The organism is Acidovorax sp. GW823-FHT02H02, assembly GCF_058797075.1.
In genome coordinates, this window is record NZ_JBXAJH010000018.1 from 14,072 (window position 1) to 31,914 (window position 17,843).

General features: G+C 64.8%; 13 protein-coding genes. 2 read left to right on the forward strand and 11 right to left on the reverse strand.

Annotation, left to right across the window (positions count from 1 at the left end):
• Positions 1-14 precede the first annotated feature (14 nt).
• The 6 genes from AC1RDS_RS17415 to AC1RDS_RS17440 all read right to left on the reverse strand — a co-directional run bounded on the left by AC1RDS_RS17415 (position 15) and on the right by AC1RDS_RS17440 (position 5,289).
• Positions 15-1,175, reverse strand: coding sequence for a GGDEF domain-containing protein (locus AC1RDS_RS17415; RefSeq protein WP_287880377.1), 1,161 nt, complete (start codon positions 1,173-1,175; stop codon positions 15-17).
• A gap of 284 nt (positions 1,176-1,459) precedes the next feature.
• Positions 1,460-2,746: a hypothetical protein gene (locus tag AC1RDS_RS17420; RefSeq protein ID WP_348684091.1), complete on the reverse strand. Its 1,287-nt coding sequence runs from the start codon at positions 2,744-2,746 to the stop codon at positions 1,460-1,462.
• Positions 2,747-2,891: 145 nt separating this feature from the next.
• Positions 2,892-3,641 carry a hypothetical protein gene (locus tag AC1RDS_RS17425; protein WP_287877328.1) on the reverse strand — a complete coding sequence of 250 codons (750 nt, stop codon included), beginning with the start codon at positions 3,639-3,641 and terminating at the stop codon, positions 2,892-2,894.
• Positions 3,642-3,662: 21 nt separating this feature from the next.
• Positions 3,663-4,232 (reverse strand): hypothetical protein, encoded by a 570-nt coding sequence (locus tag AC1RDS_RS17430; protein ID WP_092696700.1) that lies wholly within the window; start codon positions 4,230-4,232, stop codon positions 3,663-3,665.
• Positions 4,229-4,513, reverse strand: a complete 285-nt coding sequence (locus tag AC1RDS_RS17435; RefSeq protein ID WP_026436069.1) for a DnaJ domain-containing protein — start codon at positions 4,511-4,513, stop codon at positions 4,229-4,231. Before AC1RDS_RS17435 ends, AC1RDS_RS17430 begins: the two co-directional genes overlap by 4 nt.
• 62 nt (positions 4,514-4,575) lie before the next feature.
• Positions 4,576-5,289, reverse strand: a complete 714-nt coding sequence (locus tag AC1RDS_RS17440; RefSeq protein WP_092696699.1) for a YebC/PmpR family DNA-binding transcriptional regulator — start codon at positions 5,287-5,289, stop codon at positions 4,576-4,578.
• A 288-nt stretch (positions 5,290-5,577) separates the two neighbouring features.
• On the opposite strand from AC1RDS_RS17440, the gene AC1RDS_RS17445 reads away from it, so the two are divergent.
• Positions 5,578-6,807 (forward strand): nucleoside recognition domain-containing protein, encoded by a 1,230-nt coding sequence (locus AC1RDS_RS17445; RefSeq protein ID WP_287877332.1) that lies wholly within the window; start codon positions 5,578-5,580, stop codon positions 6,805-6,807.
• A gap of 77 nt (positions 6,808-6,884) precedes the next feature.
• Here the strand turns inward: AC1RDS_RS17445 and AC1RDS_RS17450 are convergent, their stop codons facing one another.
• Both AC1RDS_RS17450 and sbcB read right to left on the reverse strand, forming a co-directional pair.
• Positions 6,885-8,126 (reverse strand): cystathionine gamma-synthase family protein, encoded by a 1,242-nt coding sequence (locus tag AC1RDS_RS17450; protein WP_287877334.1) that lies wholly within the window; start codon positions 8,124-8,126, stop codon positions 6,885-6,887.
• A gap of 148 nt (positions 8,127-8,274) precedes the next feature.
• On the reverse strand, positions 8,275-9,720 hold the full coding sequence (gene sbcB, locus AC1RDS_RS17455) for an exodeoxyribonuclease I (RefSeq protein WP_092696696.1): 1,446 nt from the start codon (positions 9,718-9,720) through the stop codon (positions 8,275-8,277).
• A gap of 214 nt (positions 9,721-9,934) precedes the next feature.
• On the opposite strand from sbcB, the gene AC1RDS_RS17460 reads away from it, so the two are divergent.
• Entirely contained in the window at positions 9,935-11,254 is a 1,320-nt protein-coding gene (locus AC1RDS_RS17460) for a lytic murein transglycosylase (protein WP_287877336.1), read from the forward strand.
• A 131-nt stretch (positions 11,255-11,385) separates the two neighbouring features.
• Here AC1RDS_RS17460 and clpA read toward each other — a convergent pair whose 3' ends face one another.
• The 3 genes from clpA to dnaE form a co-directional block, all read right to left on the reverse strand.
• Complete coding sequence (gene clpA / locus AC1RDS_RS17465) at positions 11,386-13,734, reverse strand: ATP-dependent Clp protease ATP-binding subunit ClpA (RefSeq protein WP_492227191.1); 2,349 nt, start codon at positions 13,732-13,734, stop codon at positions 11,386-11,388.
• A 57-nt stretch (positions 13,735-13,791) separates the two neighbouring features.
• A complete protein-coding gene (clpS, locus tag AC1RDS_RS17470; RefSeq protein ID WP_026436076.1) occupies positions 13,792-14,160 on the reverse strand; it encodes an ATP-dependent Clp protease adapter ClpS in 369 nt (122 codons plus the stop codon).
• Positions 14,161-14,256: 96 nt separating this feature from the next.
• Entirely contained in the window at positions 14,257-17,805 is a 3,549-nt protein-coding gene (dnaE, locus tag AC1RDS_RS17475; RefSeq protein WP_348684086.1) for a DNA polymerase III subunit alpha, read from the reverse strand.
• Positions 17,806-17,843 lie beyond the last annotated feature (38 nt).

Sequence of the window (17,843 nt, forward strand, 5' to 3'; positions counted from 1 at the left end):
ACCCACGCATGCTCTCAAAGAGCCCTTGCTTCCACCCTGTTGCGCCCATGCTCCTTGGCCAGGTACATGGCCTCGTCCGCGCGCTGCAAAAGGGCGTCTGAAGAATCGCCAGGCAGGTATTGCGTAGCCCCGATGCTCACCGTCAAGCCAATGGGGCCACGCTCGGTGAGCACAGGCTGGCTGGCCACCATGGCACGCAGGCGCTCGGCCACGGCACGGGTGCCCTCGCTGCCGGCGTTGGGCAGAAAAATGGCAAACTCCTCGCCACCCAGCCGGCCCATCACGTCCTCCTTGCGCAGGCAGCCGGCGGCCAGGCGGACAAAGTGGCGCAGCACGTCGTCGCCAGTTTTGTGCCCCCAGGTGTCGTTGACCTTTTTGAAATGGTCCAGATCCATCGCCAGCACGGAAAGACCGGACTGCGTGCGCCGTGTGCTGCTGATGGCCTTGTCCAGCAGCGTGAGGAACGCACGCCGGTTGAACACATTGGTCAGCGGGTCCATCTCGGCCAGATGGCGCAGCTCGCTGGTAATGTATTCATTGGTGAGCATCAGCGTGCCAAATGCCATCATCACCAAGGCCAAAGTGGCTTCCAGCACCACGAACTGCGAAAGCAGCGCCACCATGCCGGTGCCAGCACCCCCACCCCCTTCGGGCGTGGCCAGCCTGAACAGCAGCGGACGCAAGAACAGGAAAAGCCCATGCAGGCCCGCCACGAGGGCAAACAGATAGCGTGCCGGCACATTGCGAAAGCCACCCCGCGCCAGGGTGTGGGCGGTCAGCAAAAAGCACACGCCAGAAACCGATCCCGCCAACGCAAACCGGATTCCCAGGTGTGGCTGCACCACTGTGAAATACACCGCCAGCGCCGTCACGGCAGCGATGGCCATCACCGCATGCCCATGCGGCAAGGGGTGCCGCCCCATGTAGGCACGGCTTGCCAGAAGGCAGAGGTAGGCGGCCACGGAGATGGACGCCTGCGTCAGCACCACTGACAACACCTCCGGCGTGTGATCGCGCACCAGCAAAATGGCGCAAAACACCGAGGCGCTCAGAAAAGACAGCGTCCACAGCCGCAAGCCTGGAATGCCCTTGTTGAAATGCCACACGGCATAAAGCACCGTGGTGACCAGCGCCGCGAGGATGCCTGCGACGATAACGAGCGTGGGACTGTGCACGGAGGATGGGAAAGGCTGAGGACTGTGCGCGCAACGGCCTGAGGAATCCGCCGTGTGTTGCGAACCGGCGGAAAAAGCACGCCAGAAAATTCGCATGCAATTGTATGCACACCCCGATGACTCAGAAGATGTGCATGAGCGCTACGTGCCCGAGCGGGTGGCACCCACGTGCGCCATCAAGGCGCACCGCACCGCCATAGCGCGGGCGATGGCGCGCATGAGCCACGCGCACCACAACAGGCGCCAGCCCCCGTCAAGCGCCCGGGTCGTTCCGGCACGCCGCGTCACCCCGCCACATGGCACTCACGGCGCAGCAAGGCCAGCGCGTCGCGCATCTGGTAATCCATGTCGCTGCCCAGCGTTTTGGACGATTCCTGCACAAAGCTGTTCCACAGGTCGATGTAGGCGGACTGGTGAGCACCTGGCGCATGGCTGCGGATGAACGCGGTGGCCAGCTCGGGCTGCAGGCCGCTCTTGCGGATCTTGCGCACCAGGCTGGCAGCGGTTTTTTCGGTCAGCAAGGTCTTTTTGGGAGCGCCTGCTGCCACGCACAGGAACAGCGTCAGCAGCGAATGTTCGTCTTCGTTGCCCTGGGTGGTCTTCATCCATGTCTTGCTGGCGGGCTGGGGCGGCTCGCCGTCCTCTTGCAGCGCATCCAGGCTGCGGTGGTACTGGTCCACCTCGGCCAGCGGGTCGTCCAGCAGAAAATACCGGGCACGAAATACGCCGGTGGGGCGCAGCAGCGCACGCAGCGGCGCAGCCGAATCGAGCAGCTTGGCCAGGTCGGCCAGCACGGCTGCGCACTGCGCCTGCATCAGCGCGCGCAGATCCGCAGGCACGCCAGCGGGCAGCTGCAGCTGCGTGGGTGCTGCCCGCTTTTTCTTGCGCTGCGCCGTCACCAGTTTCTCCAGGGCCACGGCGCTGGGCCACTCGCCCAGGTGCATGGCTTTGGGCGCCAGGGCCTGCATGAGCAGGCCGGTGCGGATGACGGCCTCGGCATCGGCACCAGCGGCCTCCAGCTCGTCGGTATCCAGGTCGTAGTGCTCGGCCAGCCACTGGGCGGCACCGATGGCGCTGGCAATCTGGCTGCGGCGGGCCAGCTCGGCCCGGTAATCGGCATGGCTGCGCAGCGACCACAGCGCCAGCAGCGGCGTTTGGGCATCGGCATAACCCGCCATGCCGAAATTGCTGCTCTCGGGCAGAGCGATCAGGCGCTTGAGCATGTCGGAGCCGCCCTTGGAGCGCGACAGGAACGAGTGGTCGCGCAGCGAGATGGCGGCTTGGGTCAGATCACCGCCCGTGGTTTCCAGCAAATACAGGCTGATGAGGTTGACCATGCGGTCGCGGGCCTTTTCCAGCTCGGGCCGCAGAAACTCGCTGCCGAAATAGCGGGCGATCTGCACCATGCCCTTGGGCGCATCAGTGCAAATGGCATCAAGACGGGCGGCATCCAGGATGCCGTGCTGCACGCCATGCACCAGCGCTTTTTCAAAGAACGGGCGGGCGTCGTGCAGTTGCAGAGCATTGGTTGCGGCAGGCAGATCAGTGTTGGGTGTGTCAGGCAATGTCATTCAGCTTTCCATCGCGCTGCGCGTCATCGCGGCGTCACAAAACTGGCACGGACCAGGCCAGGGCCGCCGTGCAAGGGCCGCCCCGCCGCACGGGCAGCGTCCCCCTGTGCAGGAGGAAGGCGCGAAGCGCCTCAGGGGTTGTTATCTATATAGCGGATTCTTCGTCGGATGTGCGTGCTGCGGGGGTGGCCTTGCCGCGGTCGGTGTCGCTGGTCTCGAACTTGCCGTCGTCTTCCTCAGCCTGCTCGTCACCCTCGTCCAGGCCCATGTCGTGGGCACGCGCCTTGGCACGCAGCACCAGCAGGGTTTCAATGAAGAGATCACGGCATTCATAGCGCAGCAGCCAGGCCAGCTGCATCCAGTCGCGGTCGGCCACTTCGTCCTGGTCGATGCGGGGCTGCACATAGCCTGACGCCAGCAGCTCGTCATCGGTCAGGGTGAGCCCGTAATCTTCGGTGGCGTCGAAGGTGCCGGTGCGGGCAAAAGCCTCGATGCGGCTCCATTTTTCGGCAAAGTAGTTGGCCAGGGCCTCGGCGCCGCCTTCCAGGTCGCCAATGGCGGTCAAGAACTCCACCGGGTCGGCATCGTCCCGAAAGATGACGGCGTTGACCATGTTGCGCAGGTGCGTGTGGGTCAGGTCCTTGTATTGCTTTTCCAGCACCATGGCGCGCGCAAACTGCTCGGGCGTGACCAGCAGGTTGACGACCGACGCCTTGGAGTCGTCGTATTCGCGCATCACGGCCAGCACGTCTTTCGGTGCCAGCTGGTCCAGCACGACCATCAGGGCGTTGTCGCCTTCGGTATCGGCCAGCTCGGCCAGCGCCGATTCGGCACCCACGATGTCGCCCGCGGCAATCAGGCTGGTGGTTTTGGTGATGAGGGCCAGGTGGTTCATGGGCGGAAAATCTCGGTCTTGTCAGTCTTTGCGGTCAAAGCCGGCCTCGGCCAGCCAGTGGGCGCTGGCCTCTTCGCGGGTGCGGCTGTTGTGCGGGTCGGCGGCGTCGTCGGCGCTGAGGGCGTTGTAGTCATCGTCGTGCTCGGCGGCCTCTTCGTCGCCATCGTGCCCGGCCTCGCCCTGCGCCGGTGCCGGGGCCAGGCGCGCATGCTGGTGCAGATACTCCAGCGCCGCCGCCACGACCATGAAGACCGGGCCACCGGGCTCGCGCAGCACGGTTTGAGCCAGGCTGGCGGCCCAGGGTTCCAGCGCAACGGCGCCCGTCAGCGCCCCCCACTCGGGCAGCTTGTCCGCACCCTGGCCGAGCCAATGCTCCATCACCGCTGGCTTGGCAAAACGGAAACCCTGGTGAAAAGCCACCGCCACCATCTCGGGGGCCAGTTCCATCATCTTCACCAGGAAGCCGATTTCGGAGCGCTTTTCGGCCAGCCGCTTGCGCAGCACATCCTTGCCCTCCGAATCCGAAACCAGGTCATCCAGCTCGGCCTGGTAGGCCGAACGCAAGTCATAAAAGTAAGGGGATAGTTTCACGAAGGAAGAATGCTCTTGAAATAGGTTTGCCAGATCTCTTGTGCGGTCTGCAGCGGGTCGTCCAGCAGGTTGCGGCGGCGGTTGTCGTCGTAGGCCTGGCGGGCCTCGTCGTCCGCCAGCACCTCGTAGGCTTTTTGCACGGCCTGGAAGCGCTGTGCGGCATCGGGTGCGTCGTTCCGGTCGGGGTGATAGAACGATGCCTTCTGGCGAAAAGCCTTCTTGATGTCGGACAGCGACGCGTTGGCGCCCAGCCCGAGGGCTGCGTAATGGTCAGCGGTCATGGAATGGTTGCCAAAAAAACAAAAGCCCAGCGCGGGCCGGGGTGGTGGCCAGCCCCGGGCGATCAGCTGCCCAGGCTCACAAAGACGTTCTGCACGTCGTCGTTGGCGTCAATGGCGGCCAGAAAGCTTTCCACCTCTTCCAGCTGCTCTGGTGTCAGGTTGGCGGGGTTCACCGGGTTCTTGGGCTTGTAGCCCAGCTTGGCCGACAGCACGGTGAAGCCGTGCGCCGGCAGCGCACGGCTGACCAGGTCGAGTTCAGCAGGGTCGGTCCAGAAGGTGGTCGTGCCAGCCTCATCGCCCGCTTCGCAGTCTTGTGCACCAGCCTCGATCGCGGCTTCTTCGGGGTCGGCACCGGCAACCGCAGGCTCGGCTTCGATCATGCCGACATGGTCGAAGTCCCAGGCCACCGAACCCGATGTGCCCAGCTGGCCCTTGCGAAACAGCACGCGCATTTCGGGCGCCGTGCGTTTCACGTTGTCGGTCAGGCACTCGACCATCACGGCCACCTGGTGCGGGGCGTAGCCTTCGTAGATCACATGCTCGAAATGGACGGCCTCACTGCCAATGCCGGCGCCCTTTTTAATGGCGCGCTCCAGCGTGTCCTTGGGCATGGAGACCTTGCGGGCCTGCTCGACCACGAGGCGCAGGCGCGAGTTGCCGGCCGGGTCGGCCCCGCCGCGCGCAGCCACCATGATTTCCTTGGCCAGTTTTCCAAACAGCTTGCCTCTGGCATCTGCAACCTGTGCCTTGCCTTTTGCTTTCCATTGCGCGCCCATGGCGGATGTTCCTTGGTGTTGTGGCGCTCGATGAACCGGTTCAATGGATCCATGGCGCCTGGTTTTTGTCGTGGGGCGAATGCGTGCTGGTTTTTTCAACCAAAACCGGGCACGCAACCGAACCCTGTAGATTACCACCCGGCGATTTACCCTGTCCGTTGCGCGTTTGCAGGCAAAAATGCGGGTTAACCTATCCATGGCCGGGTTCGCCACCCAGGTGGGCGTGGCGATCAGGACGGCTGCGAGCCGGCCCCACAACGCATTACGGCCCACACGGAGTTTTTTTCCTTGCTCAACATCCTCTGGCTGGGGTTTTTTGTCACCGCGGCAGTTGCCGCCCTGGCCCAATGGCTGGTCGGCGGGCATGCCCAGATTTTTGCGGCCATGGTCGAGGCCCTGTTTGCCATGGCCAGGCTGTCGGTCGAGGTGATGGTGTTGCTGTTTGGCACGCTCACCCTGTGGCTGGGCTTTTTGCGCATTGCCGAAAAGGCGGACATCGTCAACGCCCTGGCGCGCTGGCTGGCGCCGCTGTTTGCGCGGCTGATGCCCGGCGTGCCGCGCGGCCACCCGGCCCTGGGCCTGATGACACTGAACTTTGCCGCCAACGCGCTGGGGCTGGACAACGCTGCCACGCCCATGGGCCTGAAAGCCATGCGCGCGCTGCAGGAGCTGAACCCGCAGCCCGACACCGCCACCAATGCGCAAATCCTGTTCCTGGTGCTCAACGCCTCATCACTCACGCTGCTGCCGGTGACCATCTTCATGTACCGCATGCAGCAGGGCGCGCCCGACCCGACGCTGGTGTTCCTGCCCATCCTGCTGGCCACGTCGGCATCCACGCTGGTGGGGCTGCTCAGCGTGGCCGTGGTGCAGCGCCTGCCGCTGTTCAGCCCGGTGGTGCTGGCCTACCTGCTGCCGCTGGCGCTGGCGCTGGCAGGCTTCATGGCGCTGCTGGCCACGCTGTCGGCGGCAGCCCTGGCGCAGTTGTCGTCGTTGCTGGGCAACCTCACGCTGTTTGCCCTGGTCGTGCTCTTTGTGGTGGTGGGCGCCTGGCGCAAGGTGGCCGTCTATGAAGCCTTCATCGAAGGCGCCCGCGAGGGCTTCGAAGTGGCCAAGGGCCTGCTGCCCTACCTGGTGGCCATGCTGTGCGCGGTGGGGGTATTCCGCGCCTCGGGCGCCCTCGCCTATGTGCTCGACGCCATCCGCTGGTGCGTGCAGTTGCTGGGCGTGGATGCGCGCTTCGTCGATGCCCTGCCTACGGCGCTGGTCAAGCCGTTTTCGGGCAGCGCGGCGCGCGCCATGCTCATCGAAGCCATGCAGAGCCAGGGCGTGGACAGCTTCGCCGCGCTGGTGGCCGCCACCATCCAGGGCAGCACCGAAACCACGTTTTATGTGCTGGCGGTGTACTTCGGGGCGGTAGGCATCCAGCGCGCCCGCCATGCGGTGGCCTGCGCGCTGCTGGCGGAGCTGGCAGGGGTGGTAGCGGCGATTGGGGTGTGCTACCGGTTTTTTGGCTGAATTTCAAGCCAAACTGGCTACCAGCGCTTACAGACAAAACACTGGTAGCTATAACTTTAAAAACACATCACCCGCTTTCAGGCCAGCGCCTGCGCAAAGTCGGCCAGCAGGTCCTGCAACTCCTCCAGTCCAACCGACAGGCGGATCATGCTGTCGCCAATGCCCATGGCGGCCCGCACCTCGGGGCCTGCTTCCCAGAAGATGGTGTGGGCCACCGGGATGATGAGCGTGCGCGTGTCCGCCAGGCCCGTGGCCTTGACGGGCAGCTGCAGCCGGTTGCACAAAGGCAGGCACTGGGTGGGGTCGCGCAGTTCAAACGACAGCAGCCACGAGCCTGCTTTCAGGTGCTTTTGGGCCTGGGCATGCTGCGGGTGCGACGCCAGCATCGGGTAATGCACCCGCGCCACGGCCGGGTGCTGCTCCAGCCACTGGGCCAGCGCCAATGCGGTGGCACTGGTGCGGTCCATGCGCAGCGCCAGCGTTTCGGCGCCCAGCGCCATCTGGTGCGCGGCATGGGATGACAAGCTACCGCCCATGTCGCGCAGGCCCTTCTTGCGCAGCTGCTGCAGGCCCCAGCCTTTGGCATCGCCCTTGCGGTAGGCCGGAAAGATGTTGGGGTAGCAGCTCCAGTCGAAAACGCCGGTGTCGATCACGGCGCCGCCCAGCGCGTCGCCCTGCCCACCGATGCTCTTGGTGAGCGAATGCACCACCAGGCCCGCCCCCACCGTGCCCGGACGGAACAGGTAGGGCGAGGCCACGGTGTTGTCCACCACGTACAGCAGGCCGCGCTCCTGGCACAGCGCGCCAATGCCCTCCAGGTCGGGCATCTGGGTGCCGGGGTTGGCGATGGTCTCGACAAACACCATGCGCGTCTGCGGCCGCACGGCGGCAGCCACCTGGGCGGCGTCCGTGGCATCCACCGTGGTCACCTCGATGCCCAGGTCGACCAGGGTGCCGAACACGCTGTTGGTGTTGCCAAACACGAACTTGCTGGCCACCAGATGGTCACCCGCCTTGAGCAGCGTGAGAAAAATGGCGCAAATGCCCGCCATGCCGGAAGCAAAGACGATGCTGCCCTGGCCCTGCTCCATCTGCGTGAGCTTGGCCTCGAGCGCGGCCGTGGTGGGGGTTCCCTGGCGGGCGTAGTTGAAACCGCCTTTGGCGGTGCCCTGGAACACGGCAATCAGATCTTCGACCTGGTCGAAACCGTATTGCACCGAGGTGTGGATGGGTTGGTGAATGGCGCCATGCACGGCGCCGCCCAGGCGGTCGGCATGCACGATCTGGGTGGTGAAGCTGCGGTTTTGCGGTGTCGTCATAAAAATCTGCGCTGTTTCTGCGGGGCTACTTACAAGGCGGGACGATCAATACTGGCGCGCCCTGACGCCAGCGCACCCGTGGAACTGGCTCTGCCAGGCCACCGGGTGCGTCCCCCTCTGGGGGAAGGCGCGCCAGCGCCTCAGGGGGCTAGCGTTCAGGCGCGATGTGCTCGGCGTAATCGTACAAGGCGCCCAGGATCTCCTGGGTGCGGTCGTCGTCGGCGGTCTCCGAGATCTGGTCGATTTCGGTGAACAGCTGCTCCACGGTGCGCGCCCCGCCCGCCCCGTCAAACAGGCAGGCGGCGCGATGCGCCTCCCAGCGCTCGGCCTCTTCGTGCGACAGGGTACCGGGAAAGTTGCGGGCCCGGTAGCGCCATACCAGCTCGGCCAGGCGCGGGTCGTCAAAGCCGGTGCGCGCGGCAGCCAGTTTCGCGCCACTCAGCACGCGCAGATCGTTCAGGTGGCGGCGGTCGCTGTTGCCGACGAATCCGCCATACAGGTCCTGGTCCACATCGGGGGCGGGCTCGGCCGGGCGGGCAAACACGGCCGGCCAGATGCCGCTCATGTCCGGCAAGGCCCGCGCCCTATCGGCGTGCTGCGCTGCCTGGGCCAGGTCCAGGCCCCAGCGCTGCGCCAGCGCGGGCGTGAGCGTGTTCACATTGCCGACCACCATGGGCGACTTGTTCAGGTGGATGGTCTTGATGGGCAGGCGCGTGGTGCCTTCCGGCAGGTCGGCCGCCCGGGAGAACATGCGCAGCCGGATCTCGTCGGCGCCCAGCGTGGCCAGCTCGCGCGGGTCATGGGCCAGGTCCCAGGCAATCAGCTCGTTCTTGTTGGTGGGATGGCTGGCCAGCGGCCACATCACCGCCAGGCAACCGCGCTCGGCCGGAAACATGCCCGAGACATGCAAAAAAGGCCGCGCCGTGAGCGCCGTGGCGGGCAGGCGCAACTCGGCAGCCACGCGGTCCTTTTTGTGCAGCGACAGGGCAAAGTCAAACAGCCTGGGGTTGTGCTGGCGAATGAGCCGCGCCAGCGCGATGGTGGCGCGCACATCGGACAGCGCATCGTGCGCGGCCTCGTGCAGCAAGCCGTTGGCCTTGGAAAGATGCTCCAGCTTGAAACTGGGCGTGCCGTCTTCCTTGCGAGGCCACTCCATGCCGTCGGGGCGCAACGCATACGTCATGCGCACCACATCGAGCAGATCCCAGCGGCCGCACTGGTTCTGCCACTCGCGCGCATAGGGGTCGATGAGATTGCGCCAGAACATGAAGCGCGTGATCTCGTCGTCGAAGCGGATGGTGTTGTAGCCCACGCCGATGGTGCCTGGCTGCGCGAATTCGGCCTCGATGCGGTTGGCGAATTCATGCTCGGGCACGCCCTTTTCCAGGCACAGCTGGGGCGTGATGCCGGTGATGAGGCAGGCCTCTGGATCGGGCAGGTAGTCGTTGGCCGGCTGGCAATAGAGCATCAGCGGCGCGCCGATCTCGTTGAGCTCCGCGTCGGTGCGGATGGCCGCAAACTGCGCCGGCCGGTCGCGCCGGGTGTTGGCACCAAAGGTTTCGTAGTCGTGCCAGAGAAAGGTGTGAGAGGCCATGGTCGGTGGACAAACAAAGGCTGGAAAAGAGTGCGCAGGGGCATCACAAGCGCCAAATTCCAACTGTAACCGGGATTTGTGAAATTTTGGCCTACAGCGCTTGCACATCAAGCACTGGCAGCTATCAAAATAGTAGTAAAAACACAAACCAGCCCATTCGCGGCGTGCCACGCGTGCGGCAAGACACGGGCGCTGCAGCACGGGACAATGGTGCATGCACCGCATACAAGCACTTTCCTCTTTCCCGCCGCATTGCCCGGCCCTCGCGTCCACGTTGCTGCCTGCCGCACTGGTAGCGGCCCTGGCCCTCGCAGGTTGCGCCTCCGCGCCGACGCCCCCCAGCCAGCCCCTCACGGCAAGCACCACGTTGCCAGCGGCCGCCAGTGCGGACACCCCAGCCGATGCAGAGCACGCCGCAGGCTTTGCCGCCTGGCGCGCCGCATTTTCTGCGCAGGCCCTTGCGGCCGGCATCCGGCCCGGCACCGTGCGCGACGTGCTTGGCAACGCGCAATGGCAACCCCGCGTGGTGGAGCTGGACCGTGCCCAGCCCGAATTCACCCGCACGCCCTGGGCCTACCTCGACAGTGCCGTCTCGGCGCAGCGCATCGCGCAGGGCAAGGCCCAGCTGGCCGAGCACCACGCAGCACTGGAGGCGGCCGCCGCCCGCTACGGCGTGCCCGCCACGGTACTCACCGCCATCTGGGGCATGGAGAGCAACTACGGCAGCAACTTCGGCAGCATCCGCACCGTGGATGCGCTGGCCACGCTGGCCTACGACGGCCGGCGCCGCACCTGGGCACAGGGCGAACTGCTGGCGGCACTGCGCATCCTGGACCAGGGTGACATCACCGCCGAGCGCATGGTGGGCTCCTGGGCTGGCGCCATGGGCCACACCCAGTTCCTGCCCTCGGTGTTCCTGGCATACGCCGTGGATGCCGATGGCGACGGGCACCGCGACATCTGGGGCAGCATCCCCGATGTGGCGGCCTCCACGGCCCATTTTCTGTCCCGCTCCGGCTGGCAGGCCCACGAGCCCTGGGGTGCCGAAGTGCGGCTCCCACCCGCGTTCGACCATGCCCGGGCGGACCTGTCGGTGCAACAAACCACCGCGCAATGGGAAAACGAGGGCATACAAGCGCTCGATGGCCAGAGGCTGCCGGCCCTGGGTGCGGCCTCCATCGTGGCTCCGGCCGGTGCCCGCGGCCCGGCGCTTCTGGTGGGTGCGAATTTCCGGACCATCCTGCGGTACAACAACTCGATCCACTACGCGCTCGCGGTGACGCTGCTGTCGCAACAGATCGGCGGCGGCACAGCGGTCGCGGGCGCCTGGCCGCGCGATCTGGAGCCCCTGTCGCGCGCGCAGATACAGGCACTGCAGGAGGCACTGAACCTCAGGGGGTTTGCTGCCGGGGCCCCGGACGGCGTGATGGGCCCCGCCACCCGCGCAGGGCTGCGGGCCTTCCAGCGCAGCATCGGCACGGCGCAGGATGGCTACCCCACCCTGGAGCTGCTGCAACGCCTGCAAACCCCTTGAGTGGCGGTAGTGCCACAGCGCACTCCGGGCCCCCCGCCTGGCGCAATGCAAAAAAGCCCACGGAATACACCGTGGGCTTTCTTTTGGCGGGCTGCAGCGACCGCGTCGGCGGCGGCAGCCACTGCACTGCATCAATCCGCCGTGGCTTCTTCGGGTTCGGCGGGTTCTGACTTGGTCGAGCGCTCTTTCTTGGGCAGCGGCTGGATGTCCAGCAGCACCTCGGACGTTTCCACACCCTTGTCATCGGTCTTGAGCTCGATGTCCACCGTGAGGCGCCCGCCTTCGGTCAGGCGGCCAAACAGCAGTTCGTCGGCCAGCGCACGGCGGATGGTGTCCTGGATCAGGCGCTGCATGGGGCGCGCGCCCATCAGCGGATCGAAGCCCTTCTTGGCCAGGTGCTTGCGCAACTGGTCGGTGAAGGTGACCTCCACCTTCTTCTCGGCCAGTTGCGTCTCCAGCTGCAGCAGGAACTTGTCCACCACGCGCAGGATGATCTGCTCGTCGAGTGCCTTGAAGTTGACGATGGCGTCCAGCCGGTTGCGGAACTCGGGCGTGAACAGGCGCTTGATGTCGCCCATCTCGTCGCCCGCCTGGCGCGGATTGGTGAAGCCGATGGTCGCCTTGTTCATGGTCTCGGCGCCCGCGTTGGTGGTCATGATGATGAGCACGTTGCGGAAGTCGGCCTTGCGGCCGTTGTTGTCCGTCAGCGTGCCGTGGTCCATCACCTGCAGCAGCACGTTGAAGATGTCCGGGTGCGCCTTCTCGATCTCGTCGAGCAGCAGCACCGCGTGCGGCTTCTTGGTGATGGCTTCGGTCAGCAGGCCACCCTGGTCAAAGCCCACGTAGCCCGGAGGCGCACCGATCAGGCGGCTCACGGCGTGGCGTTCCATGTACTCCGACATGTCGAAGCGGATCAGCTCGATGCCCATGATGTAGGCGAGCTGCTTGGCCGCCTCGGTCTTGCCGACGCCGGTGGGACCGCTGAACAGGAACGAGCCGATCGGCTTGTCGCCCTTGCCCAGGCCCGAGCGCGCCATCTTCACGGAGCTGGCGAGCACTTCGAGCGCCTTGTCCTGGCCGAACACCACGCTCTTGAGGTCGCGCTCCAGCGTCTGCAGCTTGCCGCGGTCGTCGTTGGACACGTTGGCGGGCGGAATGCGCGCAATCTTGGCCACGATCTCTTCGATCTCGGCCTTGCCGATGGTCTTCTTGCGCTTGCTGGGCACCAGGATGCGCTGGGCGGCACCCGCTTCGTCGATCACGTCGATCGCCTTGTCGGGCAGGTGGCGGTCGTTGATGTACTTGGCGCTCAGCTCGGCCGCAGCCTGCAGGGCGGCCGCCGCGTATTTCACGCTATGGTGCTCTTCGAAGCGCGACTTGAGACCCTTGAGGATGTCGATGGTCTCGGCCACGGTGGGCTCGACCACATCCACCTTCTGGAAGCGGCGCGACAGCGCCGCGTCTTTTTCGAAGATGCCACGGTACTCGGTGAAGGTGGTGGCACCGATGCACTTGAGCTGGCCGCTGGAGAGCGCCGGCTTGAGCAGGTTGGATGCATCGAGCGTGCCACCAGATGCCGCACCGGCACCGATCAGCGTGTGGATCTCGTCAATGAACAGAATCGCGTTGGGTTTGTCCTTGAGCGACTTGAGCACGCCCTTGAGGCGCTGCTCGAAATCACCGCGGTACTTGGTACCCGCCAGCAGCGCGCCCATGTCCAGCGAGTACACCGTGGCCTCTGCCAGGATCTCGGGCACGTCGTTCTGCGTGATGCGCCAAGCCAGGCCCTCGGCAATCGCGGTCTTGCCCACGCCCGCCTCGCCCACCAGCAGCGGGTTGTTCTTGCGGCGGCGGCACAGGATCTGGATCGTGCGCTCCACCTCGTAGTGCCGGCCGATCAGCGGGTCGATCTTGCCGTCCTTGGCGAGCTGGTTCAGGTTCTGGGTGAACTGCTCCAGCGGCGAGGCTTTCTCGTTGCGCTCGGAGCCGCCACCCTCTTCACCCTCGGCCTGGCTCTCGGCCTTGGCGGGCTCTGGCGGCTCGCCCTTCTTGATGCCGTGGGCGATGAAATTGACCACATCGAGGCGCGTCACGCCCTGCTGGTGCAGGTAATACACAGCATGCGAATCCTTTTCGCCGAAGATGGCCACGAGCACGTTGGCACCCGTCACCTCTTTCTTGCCGTTCCCCGTGGATTGCACGTGCATGATGGCGCGCTGGATCACCCGCTGGAAGCCCAGCGTGGGTTGGGTGTCCACCTCGTCAGACCCTGCGACCTGCGGCGTGTTGTCCTTGATGAAATTCGACAGCGATGAGCGCAGATCATCGATATTGGCCGAACATGCGCGCAGCACCTCCGCTGCGCTGGAATTATCGAGCAGTGCAAGCAACAGATGCTCCACGGTGATGAACTCGTGGCGCTGCTGGCGGGCCTCAACAAAGGCCATGTGCAAGCTGACTTCCAGTTCCTGGGCAATCATGTGAACTCCTTTGTGCTTGCGTGGAAGGGATAACTTTAGATCGGGACGAGAAACCCGTTATTCAACAGGCTCACTCACACATTGCAGGGGGTGGCCGGCCTTCAGCGCCGCCTCCAGCACCTGGTCCACCTTGGTGGCGGCCACATCGCGGGAATACACGCCGCACACGCCTTTGCCGTCGAGGTGGATCTTCAGCATGATCTGGGTGGCCTGCTCGCGGTCTTTGCTGAAAAACTCCTGCAGCACCACGATCACGAATTCCATGGGCGTGTAGTCGTCATTGAGCATGACCACCTGGTACATATGGGGCGGCTGGGTCTTTTGCGCGCGTCTTTCGAGCACGACCGAACCGCCATCATCCTGTGCTGGCCGGGTGGGGGGCAGCGCGGTGGGGGGAGAAGGTGGTTTTGTTGCCATGAAATTCATTCTAGCGAGGCATTCGTTGCACTGCAGCCCGTGTCATCTGAGGACGATTGCGGTTTTTACAACCGCCGGCGAAATGCACGCCGCCCCATCCACGGGTCACTCATAGATCACCGTGGCCGAGCCGGTTCCCACCCCTGCGCTCCAGGCCGCCAGCGCGGCATCGCTAGGGTAAAAGCGGCTGGCGTCACCCAATTGGAGTTCAGCCACCGCGGCCCCCTGCTCCGCCACGCAGCGCACACCCATGCGCACGCGCAGCCCGTGCAGCAGATCGCCCTGCTCCGACTCCTCCCGGCGTGGAGGGAACTCCCGCACCAGACCTGGCACGTCAGGGGACTTGTCCCCCACCACGACATGCAGGTATTTGCCGAACCGGGCGCGCGCTCCGGCCATGTCCCACACCTGCTGCACCTTCACCCGCAGCCCGCCGCTGAAGTGGTCGAGCTGCAGGCGCCCCATCATCACCACGAATTCATCTTCCTTGAGCTGGTTACGGTAGGTGTTAAGCAGCGCTTCATCGGCGGACGCCTCGATCACGCCCGATTTGTCGTCCAGCCGGAACAGGCCCAGCTTGCCCCGCTGGCCGTTGATCACCCGAAAGTCGCTGACGATGCCGGCCAAGATCTGGGGCTCGCGGCTGTCCAGCAATTCATCGATCTGCGTGCGCACGAAACGGCGCACCTCGTGCGCCACCTCGTCAAACAGGTGACCCGACAGGTAGAAGCCGACGGCCGTTTTCTCCTGGGTGAGCCGCTCCTTGATGCCCCAGGGCACCGCATCGACCAGATCGGGCTCCTGCGTGCTCGATCCATGGGCGTCTTCGCCCATCATGTCAAAGAGCCCGCCCTGGTTCACATTGGCCAGCGTGGCCGCGGCAAAGTCAAAAGCCCGGTCGATCGAAGCGACCAGTGCGGCACGGTTGAGATGGAGCGCATCAAACGCCCCTGCCTTGATGAGCGCCTCGACCGTGCGCTTGTTCAGGCGTGCCCGGTCTACCCGCACGCAAAAATCGAACAGGCTCTTGAAGGGGCCGGTGGTGGAGCCCTGCGGCCCCTCGCCCCGTCCCTCACGGGCGGCGACGATGGCCTCGATGGCCTGCTGCCCCGTACCCTTGACGGCACCCAGGCCATAACGGATCACCTTGTCGGTCACAGGCTCGAACCGGTACACGCCCCGGTTCACGTCTGGGGGCTCGAAGGTCATCCCGAAGTTCTTGACCGCATCCTCGAACAGCACCTTGAGCTTGTCGGTGTCGTCCATTTCCACGGTCATGTTGGCGCAGAAGAACTCGGCCGTGTAGTGCACCTTGAGCCAGCCCGTGTGATAGGCCAGCAGCGAGTAGGCTGCGGCGTGCGACTTGTTGAAGCCGTAGCCCGCGAACTTCTCCATCAGGTCGAACACCTCGTCGGCCTTTTCCTGGCCGATGCCCTTTTCAGCCGCACCCTTGCGGAAGATGGCGCGGTGCTCGGCCATCTCCTCCGCTTTTTTCTTGCCCATGGCACGGCGCAGCATGTCGGCGCCGCCCAGGCTGTAGCCGCCCAGCACCTGGGCGGTCTGCATCACCTGCTCCTGGTACACCATGATCCCGTAGGTCTCTGCCAGCACGGGCTCCACCAGCGGGTGCGGGTACTCCACCACCTCCTTGCCGTGCTTGCGGTTCACGAAGCTCGGTATCAGGTCCATGGGACCAGGGCGGTACAGAGCATTCAGGGCAATCAAATCCTCCAGACGGCTGGGTCGCGCCTCTTTGAGCATGCCCTGCATGCCGCGACTTTCAAACTGGAAAACGGCCTCGGTCTTGCCATCCGAGAACAACCGGTAGGTCGGGCTATCGTCCAGCGGAATGGTTTCGAAAGCGAAGTTCTCCTGGCCCTTGTGGCGCTTGATGATGAACTCGCGCGCGATCTCCAGGATGGTGAGCGTGGCCAGGCCCAGAAAGTCGAACTTCACGAGGCCGATGGCCTCCACATCGTCCTTGTCGTACTGGCTCACGGCCGATTCGCTGCCAGGCTGCTGGTACAGCGGGCAAAAATCGGTGAGCTTGCCCGGCGCGATCAGCACGCCCCCGGCATGCATGCCGATATTGCGCGTCATGCCTTCGAGCTTCTGCGCCATCTCGATGATGGTCTTGACGTCGTCCTCCTTGCGCACCCGCTCGTAGAGCAGGGGTTCCAGCTCCAGCGCGTAGTTGTTCTTGTCCCCCTCCTTCTTGGTCTCGGGCGGGTACTGCAGGGTGTAGGACTGCCCCGGCTTGTTGGGCACCAGCTTGGAAATGCCGTCACAAAAGGTGTAGCTCATGTCCATCACCCGGCCCACGTCGCGGATGGCGGCCTTGGCGGCCATGGTGCCGAAAGTGGCAATCTGGCTGACGGCATCCTTGCCGTATTTGTCCTTCACATAGTCGATCACGCGGTCGCGGTTCGCCTGGCAAAAGTCAATGTCGAAGTCGGGCATGGACACCCGCTCCGGGTTCAGGAAACGCTCGAACAGCAGGTTGTATTCCAGCGGGTCCAGATCGGTGATCTTGAGTGCGTAGGCCACCAGCGAACCCGCGCCGGAACCCCGGCCCGGCCCGACGGGACAGCCGTGCGTCTTGGCCCATTGGATGAAGTCCCCCACAATCAAAAAATAGCCGGGAAACCCCATCTTGAGGATGGTGTTGAGCTCGAACTCCAGCCGCTCCACATAGCGGGGTCGCTGCCCGTTGCGCCGGGTCTCGTCGGGGAAAAGAAGCCGAAGGCGCTCCTCCAGCCCCTCGAAGGACACATGGCGAAAGTAGTCCTCCACCGACAGCACCTGCCCGTTCACGGGGGGAATGGGGAAATTGGGCAGCTGGGGCTTGCCCAGCACCAGGGTGATGTTGCAACGACGGGCAATCTCCACCGAATTGGCCAGCGCGGCGGGCAGGTCCTCAAACAGCGCCTGCATCTGCGCCGACGACTTGAAATACTGCTCGCGCGTGAACTTGCGCACCCGACGCTGGTTACCCAGGATCTCGCCCTCGGCAATGCACACCCGCGCCTCGTGGGCCTCGTAATCGTCCGCCGTGGCAAACTGCACGGGATGCGTGGCCACCACAGGCAGATGCAGCCGTGCCGCCAGCTGCACAGCCGCCACCACATGGGCCTCGTCGTCGGCGCGGCCTGCCCGCTGCAACTCCACGTAGAAACGGTGGGGAAAGATGCCCGCCAGCCGCAACGCCAGACGCGCCGCCCCGGCGTCATCGCCTTTCATGAGGGCCTGCCCCACCGCTCCTGCCTGGGCGCCCGAGATCGCGATCAGCCCTTCACCCAGCTCCTCCAGCCACTCCCAAGTGCAGACGGCATGGGTTTTGGACACATTGCGGGTCCAGGCGCGTGCCAGCAATTCGGACAGATTCAGATAGCCCTGGCGCCCCTGCACCAGCACCAGCATGCGCGACGGTGCTGCACCCGCCTCGCCTTCCAGAAAGATTTCAGCGCCCAGAATCGGCTTGACGCCTTTGCCGCGCATCTCCTTGTAGAACTTGATGGCGCCAAAAAGGTTGTTGAGGTCGGTGATGGCCAATGCAGGCTGGCCATCCTTGGCCGCTGCCTTGGCCAGGTCATCGATGCGATTGGTGCCGTCAACGACGGAAAATTCGGTGTGCAGGCGCAGGTGTACAAACATGGGCTCCATTGTAGGAAGCCCACCTGGCCCGGCTCGGG

Excerpts from the sequence above, each read along its gene's own strand:
- AC1RDS_RS17450 (WP_287877334.1), bottom strand. The coding sequence starts at position 8,126 with ATGACGACACCGCAAAACCGCAGCTTCACCACCCAGATCGTGCATGCC.
- AC1RDS_RS17425 (WP_287877328.1), bottom strand. The coding sequence starts at position 3,641 with ATGAACCACCTGGCCCTCATCACCAAAACCACCAGCCTGATTGCCGCG.
- AC1RDS_RS17435 (WP_026436069.1), bottom strand. The coding sequence starts at position 4,513 with ATGACCGCTGACCATTACGCAGCCCTCGGGCTGGGCGCCAACGCGTCG.
- AC1RDS_RS17460 (WP_287877336.1), top strand. The coding sequence starts at position 9,935 with ATGCACCGCATACAAGCACTTTCCTCTTTCCCGCCGCATTGCCCGGCC.
- clpA (WP_492227191.1), bottom strand. The coding sequence starts at position 13,734 with ATGATTGCCCAGGAACTGGAAGTCAGCTTGCACATGGCCTTTGTTGAG.
- AC1RDS_RS17420 (WP_348684091.1), bottom strand. The coding sequence starts at position 2,746 with ATGACATTGCCTGACACACCCAACACTGATCTGCCTGCCGCAACCAAT.
- dnaE (WP_348684086.1), bottom strand. The coding sequence starts at position 17,805 with ATGTTTGTACACCTGCGCCTGCACACCGAATTTTCCGTCGTTGACGGC.
- AC1RDS_RS17440 (WP_092696699.1), bottom strand. The coding sequence starts at position 5,289 with ATGGGCGCGCAATGGAAAGCAAAAGGCAAGGCACAGGTTGCAGATGCC.
- clpS (WP_026436076.1), bottom strand. The coding sequence starts at position 14,160 with ATGAATTTCATGGCAACAAAACCACCTTCTCCCCCCACCGCGCTGCCC.
- sbcB (WP_092696696.1), bottom strand. The coding sequence starts at position 9,720 with ATGGCCTCTCACACCTTTCTCTGGCACGACTACGAAACCTTTGGTGCC.